This is a genomic window from Thermomonas beijingensis (assembly GCF_020034655.1).
GTDB lineage: Bacteria > Pseudomonadota > Gammaproteobacteria > Xanthomonadales > Xanthomonadaceae > Thermomonas > Thermomonas beijingensis.
Genome location: NZ_JAIQDJ010000002.1, coordinates 436735 through 457038, shown reverse-complemented (window position 1 = coordinate 457038; position 20304 = coordinate 436735). Strand labels below are relative to the sequence as shown.

21 protein-coding genes are annotated in these 20304 nt (G+C 60.8%); 11 read left to right on the top strand and 10 right to left on the bottom strand.

Features of this window, described 5'->3' with window-relative positions; translation table 11 throughout:
* Positions 1-102 precede the first annotated feature (102 nt).
* Complete coding sequence (gene rpmA / locus K7B09_RS07930; RefSeq protein WP_223628626.1) at positions 103-363, bottom strand: 50S ribosomal protein L27; 261 nt, start codon at positions 361-363, stop codon at positions 103-105.
* Between the two features lie 24 nt (positions 364-387).
* The gene (gene rplU / locus K7B09_RS07925; RefSeq protein ID WP_223628623.1) at positions 388-696 is read right to left on the bottom strand and encodes a 50S ribosomal protein L21; all 309 of its coding nucleotides are present in this window, start codon (positions 694-696) and stop codon (positions 388-390) included.
* Between the two features lie 232 nt (positions 697-928).
* On the opposite strand from rplU, the gene uvrA reads away from it, so the two are divergent.
* The 3 genes from uvrA to K7B09_RS07910 are packed head-to-tail and all read left to right on the top strand — an operon-like array spanning position 929 to position 5046.
* Positions 929-3832: an excinuclease ABC subunit UvrA gene (gene uvrA / locus K7B09_RS07920; protein ID WP_223628622.1), complete on the top strand. Its 2904-nt coding sequence runs from the start codon at positions 929-931 to the stop codon at positions 3830-3832.
* Positions 3829-4233 (top strand): acyl-CoA thioesterase, encoded by a 405-nt coding sequence (locus K7B09_RS07915; protein ID WP_223628621.1) that lies wholly within the window; start codon positions 3829-3831, stop codon positions 4231-4233. The genes uvrA and K7B09_RS07915 overlap by 4 nt, the downstream gene beginning before the upstream one ends.
* 54 nt (positions 4234-4287) lie before the next feature.
* Positions 4288-5046 carry an enoyl-CoA hydratase/isomerase family protein gene (locus K7B09_RS07910; protein WP_223628619.1) on the top strand — a complete coding sequence of 253 codons (759 nt, stop codon included), beginning with the start codon at positions 4288-4290 and terminating at the stop codon, positions 5044-5046.
* 8 nt (positions 5047-5054) lie between these two features.
* Here the strand turns inward: K7B09_RS07910 and arsC are convergent, their stop codons facing one another.
* The 5 genes from arsC to K7B09_RS07885 form a co-directional block, all read right to left on the bottom strand.
* On the bottom strand, positions 5055-5405 hold the full coding sequence (gene arsC / locus K7B09_RS07905; protein WP_223628615.1) for an arsenate reductase (glutaredoxin): 351 nt from the start codon (positions 5403-5405) through the stop codon (positions 5055-5057).
* Positions 5406-5407: 2 nt separating this feature from the next.
* Positions 5408-6259 (bottom strand): sulfurtransferase, encoded by an 852-nt coding sequence (locus K7B09_RS07900; RefSeq protein ID WP_223628613.1) that lies wholly within the window; start codon positions 6257-6259, stop codon positions 5408-5410.
* Positions 6259-6888, bottom strand: a complete 630-nt coding sequence (locus tag K7B09_RS07895; RefSeq protein ID WP_223628611.1) for a CoA pyrophosphatase — start codon at positions 6886-6888, stop codon at positions 6259-6261. The genes K7B09_RS07900 and K7B09_RS07895 overlap by 1 nt, the downstream gene beginning before the upstream one ends.
* Positions 6885-7076 (bottom strand): DUF1289 domain-containing protein, encoded by a 192-nt coding sequence (locus K7B09_RS07890; protein WP_223628607.1) that lies wholly within the window; start codon positions 7074-7076, stop codon positions 6885-6887. Before K7B09_RS07890 ends, K7B09_RS07895 begins: the two co-directional genes overlap by 4 nt.
* 81 nt (positions 7077-7157) lie before the next feature.
* The gene (locus tag K7B09_RS07885) at positions 7158-7898 is read right to left on the bottom strand and encodes an FKBP-type peptidyl-prolyl cis-trans isomerase N-terminal domain-containing protein (protein WP_223628603.1); all 741 of its coding nucleotides are present in this window, start codon (positions 7896-7898) and stop codon (positions 7158-7160) included.
* A gap of 239 nt (positions 7899-8137) precedes the next feature.
* Here K7B09_RS07885 and K7B09_RS07880 point away from each other — a divergent pair, with 239 nt between their 5' ends.
* Genes K7B09_RS07880 through nth form a run of 3 tightly spaced genes read left to right on the top strand, consistent with a single transcriptional unit; the run spans position 8138 to position 9974 of the window.
* Positions 8138-8920 carry an enoyl-CoA hydratase/isomerase family protein gene (locus K7B09_RS07880; RefSeq protein WP_223628600.1) on the top strand — a complete coding sequence of 261 codons (783 nt, stop codon included), beginning with the start codon at positions 8138-8140 and terminating at the stop codon, positions 8918-8920.
* The gene (locus K7B09_RS07875; RefSeq protein ID WP_223628598.1) at positions 8920-9288 is read left to right on the top strand and encodes a hypothetical protein; all 369 of its coding nucleotides are present in this window, start codon (positions 8920-8922) and stop codon (positions 9286-9288) included. Before K7B09_RS07880 ends, K7B09_RS07875 begins: the two co-directional genes overlap by 1 nt.
* Positions 9285-9974, top strand: a complete 690-nt coding sequence (gene nth / locus K7B09_RS07870) for an endonuclease III (protein WP_223628596.1) — start codon at positions 9285-9287, stop codon at positions 9972-9974. The genes K7B09_RS07875 and nth overlap by 4 nt, the downstream gene beginning before the upstream one ends.
* A 58-nt stretch (positions 9975-10032) precedes the next feature.
* Here the strand turns inward: nth and K7B09_RS07865 are convergent, their stop codons facing one another.
* Positions 10033-11250 (bottom strand): porin, encoded by a 1218-nt coding sequence (locus K7B09_RS07865; RefSeq protein ID WP_223628593.1) that lies wholly within the window; start codon positions 11248-11250, stop codon positions 10033-10035.
* Positions 11251-11549: 299 nt separating this feature from the next.
* On the opposite strand from K7B09_RS07865, the gene pstS reads away from it, so the two are divergent.
* The 5 genes from pstS to phoU all read left to right on the top strand — a co-directional run bounded on the left by pstS (position 11550) and on the right by phoU (position 16106).
* Positions 11550-12560: a phosphate ABC transporter substrate-binding protein PstS gene (pstS, locus tag K7B09_RS07860; protein WP_395648471.1), complete on the top strand. Its 1011-nt coding sequence runs from the start codon at positions 11550-11552 to the stop codon at positions 12558-12560.
* Between the two features lie 175 nt (positions 12561-12735).
* Complete coding sequence (gene pstC / locus K7B09_RS07855; RefSeq protein ID WP_223628592.1) at positions 12736-13710, top strand: phosphate ABC transporter permease subunit PstC; 975 nt, start codon at positions 12736-12738, stop codon at positions 13708-13710.
* Positions 13707-14570, top strand: a complete 864-nt coding sequence (gene pstA / locus K7B09_RS07850) for a phosphate ABC transporter permease PstA (protein ID WP_223628590.1) — start codon at positions 13707-13709, stop codon at positions 14568-14570. The genes pstC and pstA overlap by 4 nt, the downstream gene beginning before the upstream one ends.
* A 16-nt stretch (positions 14571-14586) precedes the next feature.
* Positions 14587-15402: a phosphate ABC transporter ATP-binding protein PstB gene (pstB, locus tag K7B09_RS07845; protein WP_374349321.1), complete on the top strand. Its 816-nt coding sequence runs from the start codon at positions 14587-14589 to the stop codon at positions 15400-15402.
* Positions 15402-16106, top strand: a complete 705-nt coding sequence (phoU, locus tag K7B09_RS07840; protein WP_223628583.1) for a phosphate signaling complex protein PhoU — start codon at positions 15402-15404, stop codon at positions 16104-16106. Before pstB ends, phoU begins: the two co-directional genes overlap by 1 nt.
* 12 nt (positions 16107-16118) lie before the next feature.
* Here the strand turns inward: phoU and K7B09_RS07835 are convergent, their stop codons facing one another.
* Positions 16119-17498, bottom strand: a complete 1380-nt coding sequence (locus tag K7B09_RS07835; RefSeq protein ID WP_223628579.1) for a DUF3999 domain-containing protein — start codon at positions 17496-17498, stop codon at positions 16119-16121.
* Positions 17495-20197, bottom strand: coding sequence for a DUF2339 domain-containing protein (locus K7B09_RS07830; RefSeq protein ID WP_223628577.1), 2703 nt, complete (start codon positions 20195-20197; stop codon positions 17495-17497). Before K7B09_RS07830 ends, K7B09_RS07835 begins: the two co-directional genes overlap by 4 nt.
* Positions 20198-20304: the final 107 nt, after the last annotated feature.

The following is a 20304-nucleotide window of genomic DNA, read 5'->3' as shown; positions in this document are numbered from 1 at the left end:
TGTCATTAAAGCAAAGTTGTCAGACGCCCGCCTGCGGAGCCGCGCGTCGTAGAAACGAAAAGCCCCGCCGAAGCGGGGCTCTTCGCAACACGCCACCACCAATTATTGCGCGGCGACGATGTTGACCGTGCGACGCTTGTTCGGGCCCTTGGTGGTGAACTCCACCTTGCCATCGACCAGCGCGAACAGGGTGTGATCGCGACCGAGGCCCACGCCGGTGCCCGGGTGGAACTGGGTGCCACGCTGACGCACGATGATGTTGCCGGCTTCAATCGCCTGGCCGCCATACATCTTCACGCCCAGGTACTTCGGGTTGGAATCGCGGCCGTTACGGGTACTGCCGCCTGCCTTTTTATGTGCCATTGCTTGAATCCTCCAGGCTGACGATCAGGCGTTGATGCCGGTGATCTGAATTTCGGTGTAATGCTGACGGTGACCCATCTGCTTGCGGTGATGCTTGCGGCGACGGAACTTGACGATGCGCACCTTGTCGGCGCGGCCGTGGCCAACCACGGTAGCGGTGACAGCGGCATTCTTGATGGCATCGCCAATCTTGATACCGTCGGCATCGCCGAGCATCAACACATTGTCCAACTTGATCTCGCTGCCGGCTTCGGCTTCGAGCAATTCGACGCGGAGCGTTTCGCCCTGCATCACGCGGTATTGCTTACCGCCGGTGACTACAACTGCGTACATGGTAGGTCTCTCGATTCTGTAGTTTTTCTTGAGTAGTGCTTGGATGGTTTTGCTACGTCCTGCCGCCCAGCGGGCAGACAGGAGCGGAATTGTAAGGGATTCATCGGCTTACGGTCAACCAAGCACCTGAATGAAGCAAACCAGGCGATTTGCCCGCAAATCCCGCACTCGCTACGCTTGTCCATTGGCCTGCGCACAGCGCTGGCCGCCCCCATCGGCAGGACATACGGCAATGGCGCTGGACACAATCCGCCTACGCGGCGCACGGACGCATAACCTCAAAAATATCGATCTCGACTTGCCGCGTGACAAGTTGATCGTCATCACCGGATTGTCCGGCTCGGGCAAGTCGTCGCTGGCATTCGACACGATTTATGCCGAAGGCCAGCGTCGCTACGTGGAATCGCTGTCGGCGTATGCGCGGCAGTTTTTGAGCGTGATGGACAAGCCCGATCTGGACCATATCGAGGGCTTGAGCCCGGCAATTTCGATCGAGCAGAAATCCACCAGCCACAATCCGCGCTCGACGGTGGGCACGATCACCGAAATCCACGACTACATGCGCCTGCTGTACGCGCGCGTGGGCAGCCCGCGTTGCCCGGACCATCATTTCCCATTGGAAGCGCAGACGGTCAGCCAGATGGTGGACCAAGTGCTGGCGATGGAGTCCGATGCAACGCTGGCAAGCCAGCGCTGGATGTTGTTGGCACCGGTGGTGCGCGAACGCAAGGGCGAACACCTGCACGTGTTCGACCAGCTGCGTGCGCAAGGCTATGTGCGGGTACGGGTGAACGGTGTGCTGCACGAAATCGATGCGGTGCCGGCATTGGCACTTCGGCAGAAGCACACCATCGAAGCGGTGATCGACCGTTTCAAGCCACGTGCCGATATTCGCCAACGGCTGGCGGAGTCGTTTGAAACTGCGCTCAAATTGGGCGACGGCATGGCCATCGTGCAATCGATGGACGATGTCACGCGCGAACCACTGCTGTTTTCCTCGAAATACGCCTGCCCGGTGTGCGACTATTCGTTGCCGGAGTTGGAGCCACGCCTGTTTTCGTTCAACTCCCCGGTCGGCGCCTGCCCCGGTTGCGATGGGTTAGGTGTGGCGCAATTTTTTGACCCGGTGCGGGTGGTGGCACACCCGGAGCTCTCGCTGGCGGCCGGTGCGATGCGCGGTTGGGATCGCCGCAACGCCTATTATTTTTCGATGATTACCTCGTTGGCCAAGCATTACCGCTTTGATGTGGATATGCCATGGCAGGAGTTGCCGGAAGCCACCCGCAACATCATTTTGCACGGTAGCGGCACTGAGGCGATCACGCTGACTTACGTCAGTGAGTCGGGCAGCAAACATCAGCGCAAGCATGCATTCGAGGGCATCGTGCCAAATCTGGAGCGCCGTTATCGCGAAACCGAAAGTGCGGCGGTGCGTGAGGAACTTTCGAAGTACATCAGCGAACGGCCCTGCACCGAGTGCGGTGGCGCACGCTTGAATCGACAGGCACGCAATGTGTTCGTGGCCGACAAGCCGCTGCCCGAAATCGCGGTATTGCCGATTGATGCCTGCCTGCGCTTTTTTGAGACATTGTCGCTGCCCGGTTGGCGCGGGGAGATCGCCGCCAAAATCGTCAAGGAAATTCGTGAACGCTTGGGGTTCCTGGTCGATGTGGGGCTGGATTACTTGAGTTTGGAACGCAAGGCGGATTCGCTATCCGGCGGCGAGGCGCAGCGCATCCGCTTGGCGTCGCAAATTGGCGCGGGCTTGGTGGGGGTGATGTATGTGCTGGACGAGCCATCCATCGGCCTGCATCAGCGCGACAACGAACGCCTGCTGGGCACACTGACGCGACTGCGTGATCTGGGCAACACGGTGATCGTGGTCGAGCACGATGAGGATGCGATCCGACTGGCCGACCACATCGTGGACATCGGCCCGGGTGCCGGCGTGCACGGCGGCGAAGTGGTGGCACAAGGCAGCCTGCAAGATGTACTGCAAGCACCGCGCTCGTTGACCGGGCAATACTTGTCGGGCAAAAAAGCCATTGCCGTGCCGGCGCTGCGTTATCCGCCCAACCGCAAACTGCTGCTCAAGCTCAAGGGTGCGCACGGCAACAATTTGCAGCACGTGGATTTGGAAATTCCAGCGGGGTTATTGACTTGCGTAACGGGTGTGTCTGGCTCGGGAAAATCCACCCTGATCAACGACACGTTGTATGCATTGGCCGCCAATGAAATCAATGGTGCCTCGCACACCCCCGCACCCTACAAGGACATCATCGGGTTGGATTTATTCGACAAGGTGGTGGATATCGACCAATCCCCGATTGGCCGCACCCCGCGCAGTAACCCCGCCACCTACACCGGCCTGTTTACGCCATTGCGCGAACTGTATGCGCAGGTGCCGGAAGCGCGCGCGCGCGGCTATTCACCGGGACGCTTTTCGTTCAATGTGCGCGGCGGTCGCTGCGAAGCTTGCCAGGGCGATGGCTTGATCAAGGTGGAAATGCACTTCTTGCCGGATGTGTATGTGCCGTGCGATGTCTGCCAAGGCAAACGCTACAACCGCGAAACATTGGAAATCCTGTACAAGGGCCACAGCATCCGCGACGTACTGGAAATGACGGTGGAGAACGCGCTGGATCTGTTCGCACCGGTGCCCAGCATCGCGCGCAAACTGGAAACGCTGATCGACGTAGGTCTGAGTTATATCAAGCTGGGGCAGAGTGCGACCACACTCTCCGGTGGCGAAGCGCAGCGCGTGAAATTGTCGAAAGAGCTCTCGCGCCGCGATACCGGGCGCACGCTGTACATCCTCGATGAACCCACCACCGGCCTGCATTTCCACGATATCGAAGCCCTGCTGGATGTACTGCATCGCCTGCGCAATGACGGCAACACGGTGGTGGTGATCGAACACAATCTGGACGTGATCAAAACCGCCGACTGGGTGGTGGATCTGGGCCCGGAAGGTGGCCATCGCGGCGGGCAAATCATCGCGCAAGGCACGCCAGAGACCGTGGCCGCCAATCCGGCCTCGCATACCGGCCGTTTCCTTGCGCCTTTGCTCGAAAAAGCACGCGCATCCTCTGCCGCAGGCAAACCCGTCAAATCGAAGAAGAAAACCAGCACATGAGCACACCCTTCCGTACTCCGATCCATTTGCGCTGGAGCGATCTGGACGCGTTCAACCACATCAACAATGCGCGTTACCTGACGTTTCTGGAACAGGCGCGCATCGAGTGGTTTGCCACCATCGGCGAAGATTGGGTGACCGACACTGCCGCGCCCGTGGTGGCCTCGGCCACCCTCCACTTCAAACGGCCCATCGAATATCCAGCCGATGTATTCGTCGAACTTTTTACCGAACGCCTGGGCACCACCAGCGTGGTGATTGGCCACCGCATCGTGGCTGCAGATGGCACACTACATTGCGATGGCAATGTAGTCGCGGTGTGGGTGGAACGCCGCAGCGGCAAGCCAACCCCGCTCCCCCCTGCAGTACGTCGAGCTTCTGAGCGTATTCAGACGGTTTGAGCTTCAAACCAGGTTGCACGTTACATTGCAGGCCGAGTTGCACAAGGAATCGCCATGTCCCTGATTGAAAGCAGCGTTCATCACAATATCCACGAACTGCGCCTGCAGCGTGCGCCCGTCAACGCGCTGAACCCGGAGCTGTGCAATGCGTTGACGCATGCAGTCCAGGCGGCAATTGAGCAAGGTGCGCAAGGCATCGTGCTGGCCGGTGGCCCCAAAGTCTTTTCTGCCGGATTGGATGTGCCGTACCTGCTTTCACTAGGCGATGATCAGGACGCACTGCTGCGCGCATGGCGGGCATTTTTCAATGCGGCACACGCACTGGCCAGCTGCTCCGTACCGGTCGTGGCCGCGATGGCTGGGCACGCGCCGGCGGGCGGCTGCGTGCTGGCACTGTGCTGCGATTACCGCATCTTGGCCGACGGCCCATACCGCATTGGCTTGAACGAAACGCAAGTGGGCCTGGTCGCCCCGGAAGGTATCCAGGCTTTACTGTCTCGCGCCGTGGGTCCCCATCGCGCCGAACGCCTACTGGTCGCCGGGGCAATGCCAGAAGCTGCCGAAGCCCTGCAGATCGGGTTGGTAGACGAGTTGACCGATATCGACAACGTGGCGGTACGCGCCCGTGCATGGCTGGAGGATTTATTGAAGCTGCCCACGATGCCAATGCGCGAAACCCGCCGCATTGCACGCGCGGCAGTGGTGGACTGCCTGCGTGATGAGCGCATCGATCTGGATCGTTTCGTGTCCGCGTGGATGGAACCGGACACACAGGCGGCGCTGCGTGCAATGTTGGCGCGGATCGGGAAATAAGCCCGACTTCAGAGCAGATCCAGCACCATCTCCGGCGGCCGGCACAGACGGACACCCTTGCCGGTAAACACAAACGGGCGATTGATCAGCTTCGGCGTGGCAACCATCGCATCCAGCAATGCGTCGTCACTCAGCACGGGATTACCCAACCCTTGTTCGGCGTATTCCGGCTCCTTGTTGCGCATGGCCTCGCGCACCGTCAACCCGGCATCGGCAATCGCTTTGCGTAATTGCGCCTGACTGGGCGGATGCCGGATGTAATCCACGATCACAGGCTCGATGCCGGCTTCACGAATGAGTTCCAATGCCCCGCGTGAATTGCTGCAAGTTGGGCGATGCCAGATTTCAACTTGAGCCATGTTCAAGCGCCCGTCGCCACCGGCCGGGTAGGATCGGTGATCCAGCCGCTCCACGATCCGGTGTACAGGCGTGCACCGCGCAACCCTGCGCGCTCCATCGCCAGCAGCGTGTGGCAGGCAGTGACACCTGAGCCGCACATGCTGACCACTTCAACGGGGTCGCGCCCGGCTAATAATTCACGGAATTCGGCAGCCAATTGCATCGGTGATTTGAATCGGCCATCTGGCCCCAAATTTTGCGCATACGGCCGATTGATCGCGCCCGGCACATGCCCGGCAACTCGATCAATGGGTTCTTCCTCACCGCGAAAGCGCACCGCTGCACGTGCATCCAGCAACATGCCGCCATCATCCAAATGCGCTTGCACGGCGTCGGCATCCAGCAAATACGTGGTATCAAACACCGCGGGATACGGGCGCACAGTCATCGGCGCACGCTGCATCGATGTGGTGGGCAAACCCAACGACACCCAGTGTGACCAACCACCATCCAGCACCGCAACCTTTTCATGGCCAAGGCTGCGCAACAAAAACCACAGCCGCGCCGCGAATGCACCATCACCGTCGTCATAGGCAATGACCTGGGTCGAAGGATCGATCCCCCATTGCGCCAATTTACTGACGAACGTCTCTACCTGCGGCCACGGGTGTCGCCCCTGCCCCTTCTGGGTCATGTCCGACAGATCGCGCTCCAGATGCGCGTACTGTGCACCTGGCAAATGCCCTTGCCGCCACGCTTGCTCTCCCAACACCGGATCCAGCAGCGAAAACCGGCAATCCAGGATCACCACGTCGGTGCGGTTCAAGGCCATCGAAAAAATATCGGCCTGCACCACGGTTGTCCATCCAGCCATCACGTTCTCCCGGTTGTTGCACTGGCCAACCGTTGCCGCAGGTTGTACAGAATCGAAGCGGTCACACCCCAAATACGCTGATGTGCATAGCGGTATTGGAACACGTGGCGCGTGCGTCCGCCCAATTGCAGTTCGATGGTATCCAGCTGAGCAGGATCCATCAGCAACTCCAGAGGCACTGCGAACACATCCGCCACCTCGTCAGGGTCCGGCTGCGGATGAAATGCCGGATCCACCCAAACCACGGTGGGCAAGATCTGAAAGCCGGTCAGTGTGAGCAGCGGATCCAGATAGCCCAGCGCCTGCGCCTGGGCTGGCAAAAGGCCCACCTCCTCCCGCGCCTCGCGCAGGGCAGCGTCGGCAGGATGCAGGTCGCCCGGCTCGATGCTGCCACCGGGGAAACTGACTTGGCCAGCATGATGTCGTAACCGATCGGTGCGACGGGTCAGCAGGACCTCTGCGCCATCCACACGCGGGATAATCCCCACCAGTACCGCTGCGGGCCTGGGCATGGCCGGCAAAGGCAGGCCGTCCAACTCAGCCAGATTCCATGCTGGCGTCTGCGGCGGTGCGGACAATGGGTGGATTGCGCCGCGCAACCTTGCCAGCAGGGTGTCGGTGGGCTTCACATGGGTTCCCGACGTGCGGCACGTTCTGGCAGCACCACATCCATGATATGCAGGCGCAGGTCGTCGTGCATCACCGACCACGCCGCAATTTCACCACCACTACGATGACAACCAATGCACAGCCCATCGTCAGCCAACGTGCATATGCCAGTGCAGGGACTCAGGACGGTGTGATAAGGCGTGCTCATTGAACGTAGTTTACTAGCGGCCAAATGCAATGCGCCGGCACGAAGCCGGCGCATTGGAACCACATCAACGCAAGCTCGTACTTATTTCACTGCGCCCAACTCGATCTGCAAAGCCACGGCCTGCTGCGCGAACTGTTCATTCTGAGCCCCACCCAAGCCCTTACCCGGCGGAATGATGACCTCGTACACGGTGCCCTGCTGCATCAGCGGCAGGGTTTCCTTCAGCGCGGCGATCGGCGCATCGGATACTTTGAATGCCGGCGGCGTCTGCACGCCACTGAGCGGCACGCCAACGGCAGCCAGGAAGCTGCGGAATGCGATCTGCACTTCACTGTTGGCGGTCGGCTTGGCGCCGGTGCCGGCCTTGGCCACACGGTACATGATGCCGCTGGGCATGGTGATCACGCCGGTCTGGGCCTTGAACTTGGTGACGAAATCAGCGGACTGCGCCTGATTGTCGGCCAGTGCCTTGCGGAACGCTTCCTGCGCCTTGATTTCCATGCGCTTCTGGAAGCCGGAATAAGCGGTACCCAGCTGCTGCTCGGTGTAGGCCGGCTGCTTCTTGGCATAAGCATCTTGCACGCCGCGCACAACGGTAGCGATGTCGATCGGCTCATCGGTATTGGCCAGTTCCTGGCCCAGTTGCCAGCCGAAGGCGTAGCTGGCATGAGTCTTGTCGACCACCGGCATTGCAGCAGCACCAGCGACGGGCTTGGCAGCAGGTGTTACCGCTTTGGCCGGTGCGGATTTGGTCTGCGCCGTTGCGATGCCGGCGGTCAGGGTAAGGGCCGCCACTGTGGCAGCAAGCACGCGCAACTTCATTTACAAACCTCGTTCAAAATTTGGGGCGGCAATGCCGCCCTGGGATCCGCCACAACCGATTGGCTGTGCGGTATTTGTGGCACTCCGGTCGAACCGACCCGGATTGGACACGCTAGGATAACGGCCAAGAGGCTTAACCGCCACTGAGGCCACTTTGCGACCCGGTCATGGGTGGAAAGTTCCCGGCTTCGACTTAACCACTTGGTATCCAAACGCAAATCAACTCCGCAAGAGGCCGTATGAGTCCAACAATCCTGCAAATTGACACCTGCAATGGCATTCGCACTGTCACCATCAACCGGCCCGACAAGCTCAATGCGCTCAATGCCGCCACGCTGGACGCGCTGGACGCCGCCTTCGCCGATGCCGCGGCTGACCACTCCGTGCGCGTGGTGGTGCTGACCGGCGCGGGCCCCAAGGCCTTTGTGGCCGGGGCTGACATCGCGGAAATGAACCGTTTGAGCCCGGTGCAGGGCCGCGATTTTTCCTTGCGTGGCACGCGCATGATGCGGCGGGTGGAAAAGCTGAACAAGCCGGTGATCGCGATGATCAATGGCTTTGCACTGGGTGGCGGGTTGGAGCTGGCGATGTGCTGCCATCTGCGCATCGCCGCCGATAGTGCCAAACTGGGTCAACCGGAAATCAACCTCGGCCTGATCCCCGGCTTTGGCGGTAGCCAACGCCTGCTGCGCCTGTGTGGGCGCGCCGCCACGCTGGAGCTGTGCCTGACCGGCGCGCCGATCAGCGCCGAACGCGCACTGCAACTGGGCATCGTCAACCGGGTGGTGCCTGCCGCCGAGTTGGAAGCCGAAGCCACCAAGCTGGCCACGCAATTGGCCAATGCCGCACCGCTGGCGCTGCGCGGGATGATCGACTGCGTGAACGTGGGCAGCGAATGCGGGATCGAGGAAGGCCTGGAGTATGAGTCGGCGCAATTCGGGCTGATGTTTGCCACCGACGATATGCGCGAAGGCACCGGCGCGTTTCTGGAAAAGCGCAAACCCGGCTTCCACGGCCGCTGATGCCTACCCCATGCCCGCATTGCTCGTGCGCAGCCGATGCCACCGCGCACCGGCTGCACCGGGCGCTGCAGGAAGAGGATTGGGATGCAGCATTGACACTCGGCTTGCTGCAGGCCACCGCCTGCCCAACCTGCACGCCCGCATGCACTGCGCGCTTGCTCGCCGCTCGCGATGCACGCCGTTTCGCGCTGGCCGCACGCGAGCGCTACCGCAGCCGTACCCTACGGCTGGCCCGGATCAAGGCCGAGCGGGACGCCGCACGCCGCCCACCGCCGGCCCCTGCGGCAACGCAAGCCGCCGTGTTGCCGTCGGCCGCGGCCGATGCACTGGCGCGGGCCTTGGCGAAAGTGAAGGCGCGCCACACATGACCGCGTCGCGCAAACCGCGAGCTGCACGTGACAGCAAGCTGTCCCCGGATCAGATCAGCGAAGTATTCACGCGCCTGCGCGATGCCAACCCGCATCCCACCACCGAACTGGAATACACCACACCCTTCGAATTGCTGGTGGCGGTGGTGCTATCCGCGCAGGCCACCGATGTGGGCGTCAACAAAGCCACGCGCAAGCTGTACCCGATCGCCAACACGCCGGCAGCGGTCTTTGCACTGGGGGAAGACGGACTGAAGGGCTACATCAATACCATTGGTCTATATAACGCCAAGGCGGCGAATGTGATTGCGCTGTGCCGGCAGTTATTGGACCTGCACGCTGGCGAAGTGCCGCGCACCCGCGACGCGCTGGAAGCCTTGCCAGGCGTGGGCCGCAAGACCGCCAATGTGGTGCTCAATACCGCGTTTGGCGAACCCACGATTGCCGTGGACACGCATATCTTTCGTGTGGCCAATCGCACCGGCCTTGCGCCGGGCAAAGACGTGCGTACAGTGGAAGACAAACTGGTGAAATTGGTGCCCGGCGAGTTTGCCCGTGATGCGCACCACTGGTTGATCTTGCACGGTCGCTACATGTGCAAAGCACGCAAACCCGATTGCCTGCACTGCCCCATCCACGACCTCTGTCGCTGGCCTGACAAGGGGCCGTCGAGCTGGGAAACCTGATCACGAAAACGGCGGGCCGAAGCCCGCCGCAATGATGCCGCAGCACGCAAACGCGCGATCAAAACCGGAATTCGCCCCACACGCCAAATTCGTCGGTCTTCAGATCCTTGCTGCGCAGCGTGTTGCGCTGGTCGGTGTGCTTGTACACCGTCGCCAATTTCACACCAGGTGCCACCGGCCACTCAACGCCGATGTTGTAGTAGCGGTCCTGCAAGCTTGGATCCAGTGTCTTGCTGACATCGGTGTTGTCATACCGGCCAAACAGGGTGACGCCCTTGTCGTTCAACCCCACGCTGCCCCACAACGACCAACCACTGGCCTTGTCGGATGCAACGCTGGTGACGTTGTTCCAGTTGTTGGCTTGGAAATACTCGACGCCCAAGCGGGTATTGCCGGACATGTAGGCGGCAAGGAAATCCACACGATTGGCCGTGTGCAGGGCATTCACCGTTTGCTTCTCCTTACCCAAGGTGCCGGAATACGCGCCCACGCCAATCACGGTTTGCTCGGTCGGCGCAAAGCTCAGGCGGCCTTCAAAATCCAGTCCCTTGCTGCGGCTTGGGTTCTTGTAGCCATTGCCATTGAGCGCAGCCACTGCGTACTCCACGGCGCCGCCTGCCAGCTTGCCACCGGCATGCACACCCCAGTCCGCCGAAGTGCCGAACTTCAGGCGATCAGTCAGGGTGTTTTCGATATAACGCATGCCGTAGTAGTTCTCGGCAAACGGCACCCATGGCAGATCGGCGGCACCGGCGCGCAGCACGAAGGCATCGCTGAGTTTGTATTGGATGTAGGCCTTCTTCAGATACACCTCGGTGGAGGAGATTGCCGAGGAGTACTGGAAGTCGGTAGTCAAATTCATCGACCACTGATCGTTGAACTTGTGGTCTACACCCAAATAGAAGCGCTTGATGTCGAAGGCGAAACCGGACTTGTCGGTCTTCACGCCCTTGCTGCTGTCGTTGATATTGGTCAGGTCGTAATACAAGCGGCCGCTGAGCTTGGTGTCGTTGACCAATTTCTTCAGTGAGTCGATGGTGGCTAGCGATTCATTCGCCTTGGCCTGCTCCACATTGACATCGGATTGCGCATCGCTGCGCGCCTCGAGATCTTGCGAGCGATCTTCCAAGCTCTGGATCTGAGCTTGCAGCGCGGCGATCTGCGCCTTCATTTCGGCAATGTCTTTGGCGCTGGGCGCGCTCTGTGCCGCGGCATTGAAACTCATATTGCCAGCAGCAATCAGGACAATCGCGGCGGCTAATCGGGTGGTGCGCATGGAGGTGCTCCAGTGTCAGTGAAATGGCTGTATGGTTCGGGACTGCGCGCAGGTCTTCCCCCCGTCACGCATGTCGTGTATTTCACCTGCCAACGGTTGCAGATTTATTTCCGTTTACGATTTTTTTCTGTTTTCAAGTTGCCCGCCGCCAAACAGCCACGCGCATAACCCGTGGCACCGCGCAGCCGCTCAGCGTCATGAATTTGTCATACAAGCGACGCCTGTCTGTCACGAACTCGCGCTTGAATGCACTGCGAAACGGGCAAACCCCGTCGTATCCGCACACTCAGGAGCTCTTCGTGTCCAAGTCTTTCACGTTCCGCCTCGCTGCACTCGTACTGGCAAGCGGCTTTGCCACCAGCGCATTCGCGTCCGATGTCACCGGCGCAGGCGCATCGTTTGTGTACCCGGCCATGTCCAAGTGGTCGTCTGACTACAAGGCAGCCACCGGCAAGGAAGTGAACTATCAGTCCATCGGCTCCGGCGGCGGCATCGCCCAGATCAAGGCTGGCACCGTGGATTTTGGTTCGTCCGACAAACCACTGCCGCCCGCAGAACTGGCCCGCTCCGGCCTGGGGCAATTTCCGTCGGTCATCGGCGGCATCGTGCCGGCGTTCAACCTGCCAGGCATCGCAGCCGGCACGATGAAGCTGGACCCGGATGTGCTGGCCGACATCTTCCTCGGCAAGATCACGATGTGGAACGATCCGCGCATTGCTGCCAGCAACCGGGGCCTGCCCCTGCCGGCATTGAAGATCACCGTGGTACATCGCTCTGATGGCTCCGGCACCAGCTTCAACTTCACCAACTATTTGTCCAAGGTCAGCCCGGCGTGGAAGTCTGCGGTGGGTGAAGGTACCGCGGTGAAGTGGCCGGTGGGGATCGGCGGCAAGGGTAACGAAGGCGTGTCAGCCTACGTCAAGCAGATCAAAGGCAGCATTGGTTATGTCGAACTGGCATTTGCCGTGCAAAACAAACTGCCCTACTCGCGTCTGAAGAACGCCGCCGGAAACTACGTCAACCCGAGCGATGACAGCTTTGCCGAAGCCGCTGCCAGCGCCGACTGGAAGTCGGCCAAGGATTTCTTCCTGATCGTCACCAATGCACCGGGTGCCAATGCCTGGCCGATCACCGCCACCAATTTCATGCTGGTGCACAAGAACGGCAAACCCGGCACTAAGGCCGCGGTGGAGTTCTTCCGCTGGGTGTATGCCAATGGCGATGGCGCTGCCAAGTCGCTGGGCTATGTGCCGCTGCCGGAATCGCTGGTGCAGCAGATCCAGGCCTACTGGGCGCAAAACGTCAAATAAGCAATATGGTTTTGAACTAACAATGGCGGGCCCTCGGGTCCGCCATTTTAGTATCTGGCGAGCATCATGACGATTCTTCGAATTACGTCATCGCACTGTCATAAAAACATCGAATCATACACGCACGACGAACGCCACCTGTTGCCCATTTGCCAGGGCAGGACACGCATATTCCATGAGTGCTATCGCCACTTCCACCGCCACACTCCCCAGCCATCGCGATGCCACCGATGCCCGCCACGACCGGCGATTTCGTTGGCTGCTGACCGTCACTGCGGTATTCGTATTGGTGACCCTTGCCGGTGCGGCCTTGTCGATGCTGTGGGGCGGCCGCAGCGTGCTGGCCAGCGAGGGTCTGAATTTTTTCCTGTCCAGCGACTGGAACCCGGTTGAGAACAAATACGGCGCACTGGTGCCGATTTACGGCACCTTGGTGACCGCCTGTATCGCCATGTTGATTGCGGTGCCGGTGAGCTTTGGCATCGCCTTCTTCCTGACCGAAGTGGCACCGCGCTGGCTGCGCACGCCGGTCAGTACCGCGATTGAATTGTTGGCCGGCATTCCGTCGATCATCTACGGCATGTGGGGCTTCTTCGTGCTGATGCCGGTGATGCGTGAAAGCTTGATCCCGTGGATGGATGAACACATCGGCCCGCTGCCGGTGATCGGCGCGCTGTTTAGCGGGCCACCGATTGGCGCAGGCATGCTGACCTCGGGCCTGGTGCTGTCGATCATGGTGATTCCGTTTATCGCCTCGACCATGCGCGAGGTATTCCTGACCGTGCCCACCCGCTTGAAAGAATCGGCCTACGCATTAGGTGCCACCAAGTGGGAAGTCAGTTGGGACATCGTGCTGCCCTACACCCGCTCGGCAGTGATCGGCGGCATCTTCCTTGGCCTTGGCCGGGCACTGGGCGAAACCATGGCGGTGGCATTCGTGATTGGCAATAGCGTGAGCTTCACCACCTCACTGCTGGAACCCTCCACCACGATTGCCGCCTTGATCGCCAATGACTTTGGCGAGGCCACCGAAACCTACCGCGCCGCCTTGCTGCTGCTGGGCTTTGTGTTGTTCATGGTGACCTTCGTCGTGCTGGCACTGGCACGCCTGATGTTGTCAAACCTGGCGCGCAAGGAGGGCAACCGATGAGTACGTTTTCCGCAGCGTTGTATCAACGGCGTCGTATCATCAATGCCATTGCCATCACCCTGGCCTGCGCTGCCGCCGTGTTTGGCCTGGTCTTCCTGGGTTGGATTTTGTGGACGCTGGTTGCCAAAGGCCTCGCCCATTTGAACATGGCCTTGTTCTTGCAGGATCAGCCGCCGCCGATGGAAGCCGGCGGCTTGCGCAATGCCATCGTCGGCAGTTTGTTGATGTGCGGAATGGGCGTCGCCATCGGTACCCCGATGGGGATTGCCGCAGGCACCTGGCTGGCGGAAGTGGGGGGGCATAGCCGGTTGGGTACAGCGGTGCGCTTCGTCAACGATATCTTGATGTCGGCACCGTCGATCGTGCTGGGCCTGTTCGTGTATGCCGCCTTCGTGATGAATACCGGAGGCAAGTTCTCCGCCATCGCTGGCGCGCTTTCGCTGGCGTTCATCGTGTTGCCGGTAGTGGTGCGCACCACCGACGAAATGTTGCGACTGGTGCCGGTACAAATGCGCGAAGCGGCGTTGTCGTTGGGTGTACCGCAGTGGAAAGTGACCGTACAGGTGTTGTACCGCAGCGCGCTGCCCGGCATCGTGACGGGTGTACTGCTGGCCTTGGCGCGCATTTCAGGCGAAACCGCCCCCCTGCTGTTCACTGCATTTGGCAATGAATTTTTCAGCCTGAAAATCACCGGCGCAATGAGCGCGGTACCACTGGTGATGTACAAATTCGCCGGTGCCGGCTTTGAAAATTGGGAGCAGCTGGCATGGGCCGGTGCGCTGCTGGTTACCTTGTTCGTGCTGGCCATCAGCTTGCTGGCCCGCTTCCTGCTTTTGCGCAATCGCGCCACTCATGACTGACCTGCGAACTCCTCCGATGAACACAGCCCATTTCGCCACTGCGCATGCAGTCCAGCACACTGCAGCATCGCCCCCCCCGCCGGTGAAAATTGCCGCACGCGGATTGAACTTCTGGTACGACAAGTTTCATGCGGTCAAAAACATCAACCTGGAGGTTCCGGAAAAGCACGTGACCGCGCTGATTGGCCCGTCCGGCTGCGGCAAGTCCACGTTGCTGCGCGTGTTCAACCGCATCTATGCGCTGTACCCGAAGTTGGAAGCCAAGGGCGAAGTACTCTTGGATGGCGAAAATATTCTGGCCCCTGCGTACCCGATGAACCGGCTGCGCAGCAAGGTGGGCATGGTGTTTCAAAAACCGGTGCCGTTTCCGATGACCATTTTCGAAAACGTGGCCTATGGCATTCGCCACCATGAGCGTCTGAACAAAGCCGACATGGAAGCCCGCGTGGAACTGGCACTGCGCCAAGCCGCGCTGTGGGACGAGGTGAAAGACAAGTTGAAAGACAGTGGCCTGAGCTTGTCCGGCGGCCAGCAGCAGCGTCTGTGCATTGCGCGTGCCGTTGCGCTCAAGCCCGACGTGCTGTTGCTGGATGAACCCACCTCGGCATTGGACCCCATTTCCACCAGCCGCATCGAGCAGCTGGTAGAGGAACTCAAGCAGGAATTCACGATCATGATTGTTACCCACAACATGCAGCAGGCGGCGCGCGTGTCCGACTACACCGCCTTCATGTACATGGGCGACTTGATCGAGCATGGCGCCACCGAGCAGATCTTTTCCAACCCGGTCAAACAACAGACCGAGGATTACATCACCGGGAGGTTCGGCTAATGAACGAGCAACATCAGCATATCGTCAAGAGTCACGACGACGAACAAACCGCCTTGCGTGACACGCTGATTTACATGGGCCAGTTGGCCACCAGCCAATTGGAATCCGCACTGAATGCGCTGACCCAGCGCAATGCGGCCGCCGCGCATGAAGTGATCACCAATGACGAACGCATTGATGCACTTGAACAGCAAATCAATCATGATGCGATTCGCCTGATCCAGCGCGGCCCGCTGGCCAGCGACCTGCGCGTGATTTTGGCGGCGTTGCGGGTAGCTTCCGACATCGAGCGCATTGGCGATTACGCGGCCAATATCGCCAAACGTTCCCTGGTACTGAACCAGTCGCCGCCACTCTCCCATACCCGTGGGCTGGATGCGTTGGGGCGAATGGCGGCGCACCAATTGCGCGATGTACTGCGCGCTTATCAGCAACGCGATGGCGACGATGCGTTGCGGGTGCGCGATGCCGATGCCGAGCTGGATGCGCTGTACACCGGGCTGTTCCGTGAACTGCTCACCTACATGATGGAAGACCCGCGTGCGATCACGCCGTGCACGCATCTGCTGTTCATGGCCAAAAATCTGGAACGCATTGGCGACCACGCCACCAATATCGCCGAGAACGTGTGGTTCTTGTTGCATGGTGATACACCGCTGCCACCGCGCAATAAACGCGACGACAGTTTGAAACCCGTCGCATGACCCGTGGCGGGCCTATTGGCCGGCAGACTGCGACTTGCCGCGCAACAGGCTGAACGCAATTCCGCCCACCAGCAGTGCACCCAGCACCAGCAATGCCCACAAGGTCAGGGTTTTCCAGTCACGGGGCTTGGCAGGCGGCGTGTAGGCGGCGCTGCCTGCGCGCGGGCTGACCGGCCCCAGCGTTGCCACCGCCGGTACCCATTGCGCACCGTGACGTGCGCGCAAGGCTGCCAGCATGGGCGCTACCGCATCTTGCGTGTTCTGTGCGGCGGCGCTTCCTGCCACCAGGACATAGGGCGGCGTGCCCTGCGCCAAAAACACAATACTGGCGGGCTGATACCCTAACTTCAGAGTGGGAGCAGAGGCTGGCAGATCGCCCGATTCCAGCTGCAAGCGCCACTCGCGATCGCTGATGCTGGTATTCAGATCCAGCGGCGGCGAAGTTTGTGTGCTGGCACCATCCTGCAACTGCCATGTGCTCCAACCATAGGCGCGCGGCGTCCATGCCATTGATGCCTGCGCAGACGTGCCCGCATCCGCATCGCGGCTGAGTACAGACCAACGCACACTGGTATTGGCGGGCATCACCACATCCACGCGCTGCACCGGGAAGCGGCCATCGCTGTGATAGTCAAAGCCCCCCTTGGCCGGCGTGCCTGCGGCCACGGGCACCGGTTGCCACTGCCAATTGTTGGTGCCGGCTGCTGCGCGCCATTCACCCTGCACCGCTCGCAGCGCGATCGCCGGGCTTGCTTGCAGCGGCAGTAATCGCAAATAACGTGGCGGCGTATCCAACGCAATCCGGTTGCTGCGCAGTTCCTGCCCTTGATTGCGCAATTGCACAAGGCGCACCTGTGGATCCAGAGTGCGCCAATTGCGCAGATCATCACTGCCTTCCAGCCGATAGCCAGCATCCAACGGCTGCGCGACATCCGCCCAATCCAGCAGCAGTGCGTGCATGTGGGTGCTGTCTTTGCCCAGATCGACCAGCCACGCAGACGCGGTGACCACATCATTATTGGCCACTGCACCACTGCGCACCGACACGACCGCGCCATCGGTGGAACGCTGCACCAGCACGCTCAAATCGCTGTCTTGCGATGCGGCTGTCACCGGCAGCATGAACCAGTGCAGTGCGACGTGCTGCGCTTGCCCGGCCGACGCATCCGGCCGTGCTTGCAGCACGCTGGCCACCGGCTTGCCGCTGGCATCCAGTACCCGCACATCGCGCAGGTCGCGCCAATACGCCGCACGATAGACCGCCGCATCCAGCGTCACCCGATACGCACCGGCATCGGGGCGCGATAACTGCAACGGCCATTGCTGCGCGTAGTCATCACCTGCGTGTGCGGCCAATGGCAGCAACAGCACCCCCAGCATCCACCGCTTCATGCTGTCTCCTCGCCTGTGTATGCGTTGTCGATATGTTCCGCATCCTGCGCTGCCGTTCGCCGTGGCGGTACCGGTGCCAGCCAGCCCACCAAAGTACACAGCAGACCGTAGGCGATAAACGCGCCGATGCCGAGCAGATCACCCAAATTGCTGCGGTCGATCAACAGCAGTTTCAGCAGCACGATGCCCATCAAAATGGCACCGGCCAACCACAAGCCCCACTGCCCACGGCGCGAACCCGAGACCCAGCCGGCCATCCCCAGCAAGCTCCAGACCACGGTCAAACTGGTTTGCGCCAAGCCCGTGCCCAGCAACGCGCCATCCCATGCAATCGCGCCCCAGTGATGCACGCCGCGCAAGGTCATCACCGTCACCAACAACAAGCCCGCCAGCGCCAGCGCCATCACCGGCTGCGACGCCAGCGGCGTGCGTGCAGACACACCATCACGCAGCCACAGCGCCAGCAACAGCAGCACCGAAAGCTGCGCCAAATCCAGCGGATTGAGCACCGCCAGCCACGGCAGCGGTGCACTTTGCCCGGCATTGAACAGCATCAGCAACCACCACAGCCCGAGTGCAATGAATACCAACAGCCGCAGCACGGATTGGAACGGTGCAAACAGCTCCGCCAAGGGTGCCGACAGCCACACGTCCCGGCGCAACGACACCAATGCCAACACCAACCAAGGCAGGGCCAGCAACATCCCCACCCAGCCATCGGCCAGCTCAAAGCGCGACCCAATGAACGACGCCAACAACGACAGCACCGTGGGCCACAACAACCACCACAGCAATTGCGCCAGCCCCGCCACCGAATCACTGCTATTGCGCAAGCACAACAGGCTGCGCAGCCCCAGTGCCGCAAACAGCGGCCACACCCATACGCCTTGGCCTGCAAATGGCTGGCCATTGCTTTGCATTTGCGCAAATGCCAATGGGAACGCCAGCCCAAGTCCGGCCAATGTGGTCAATGCCAATGCGCGTGCCGGCTGCCGGCGCTGTACTTCTGCGGCCAACCAGCCGGTAGCGCCAGCCAACAGCAAATAGGCATGCAGGCGATCCGCTGTTGCCGCGAAACTGTTGATTTCATGGAGGCCATTGCCGGCCCACCACAACACGCCCCAGAGGTAGGCCAACACCGCCACCACAGCATCGCCATGCTGGCGATACAGCCATGCCGTGGCAAATCCGCCGGCGGCAATCAACAACGCGCTCATGAAGTTGGCGTTGATCACCGCGATTGCGGTATCCCCGCGGCCCAACAAATTTGGCTCCGCCAACACCAGTGCCAGCGCGGCGGCCAACTGCAAACCGATCCCGGCCCAACGCGGCAGGCGACGCTGCTGGGTCAGACCCAACCACACCAAGCCGGCCCCTTCCAATGCAAACACCGAGGCCGTGGCGTGCGCAGACAACGCCAGCGGGATCGACAAGGTGGCAAAGCCCACTGCCAAGATCGCGTAGCCACGTCCCAGCAATTGCAGCTTTTCTTTATGTCGAAGCGCCCATGCCAGCGCCACATACATCACGGCCAGCCCCAAGGCACACAGTGCCAGCGGCATGCGCTCGCCCTGCAACAACCCGGCCTGTAGCGAGAACGCAATCAGCGGCGTGCCAAACAACAAACTGCCGTCGATCCGCGCACCGCCCGGCGTTTGCGCCTTGCGTGCATACAGCAAGGGCAATAGCAGATAGAACCCGAAGAACAGCAGCAGGAAAGGCTCGGTGCTGGCGAAGTGCTCCGGCTTGTATTGCAATACGCCCCATACAGTGCCGATGCCGAAGGTAAACGCAAATCCGAGCAGATTGAGAATGCGCCACGGCCGCACCCATGCAATTGCAAAAATGCCCGCATTGAGCAGTGCGTAATAACTGAACAAGCCCACATGGTTGCCACTGCCGGTGGACAGCCACAGCGGCGCAAGGAAGCCGGCCAACACCCCCAAAATGGCCAGCGTGCGCGACTCTTGCAGCACCGCCATCACCGCCAGTCCGGCAATCAGCATCACACTGATGGCAAATGCGGGCGCGGGGTCAATCAGGGCATACAACTTGACCGCAGCAAACGTCACCAGCAACAACACCCCAATCGCGCCGCCCTGCAGCGCCAGCGCAAAGCTGCGGTGGCTGTCGCGCTTGCGCCATGCAAACACCAAGGCCACCAAGGCCGCCGCACTGATGCCCGCCAAGCGCAGCTCAACCGGCATGCGCAGCCAGCCTTGGTCACTGGCATAGCGCAGCAATGCCGCCACCCCCGCAAACAGTACCAAGATGCCCACCTTGACCGGCACATTGCCGGTAGTGAACCAGCCCTTGACCCGTTGCAGGGCGCGTTCGATTGCGTCGGGTTCTGCTGGCTGCCGTGAGGATGGTAGAAGTGGCGGAACAAGCTGCGGCGCTTCTTCAGTCTGGGATGCTCGCGCAGGTTCAACATCAGCCGCAGCCTGGGTTGTGGCCGCGACATCAGGCAGCGGCCGCATCACGAACACCGGCGCTTGCATGGAAGCCGGCGGGGCAGCAGTCTGCGCACGATCGACTACAGCTGCAGCCAATGCGCTTGGTGCGAATGGCTGCTGTGCAACCGCCGCTTCCAACGCATCCACCCGCTGCCGCAGCCCCGCCAACTTCACCAGGGCCACCACCAACAAAATGGGCACGGCCAACACCAGCAACACCAGTAATACCGCCAGTCCTTCCATGACACCCCTTCGCCGTGCATTCACAGGCTTTGCAGCGCGTCACAATATCCGGCCTGTACAAAAACACAAAATCCAGCACTTGCCGGCTTGCACTAGCCGCAAGCACT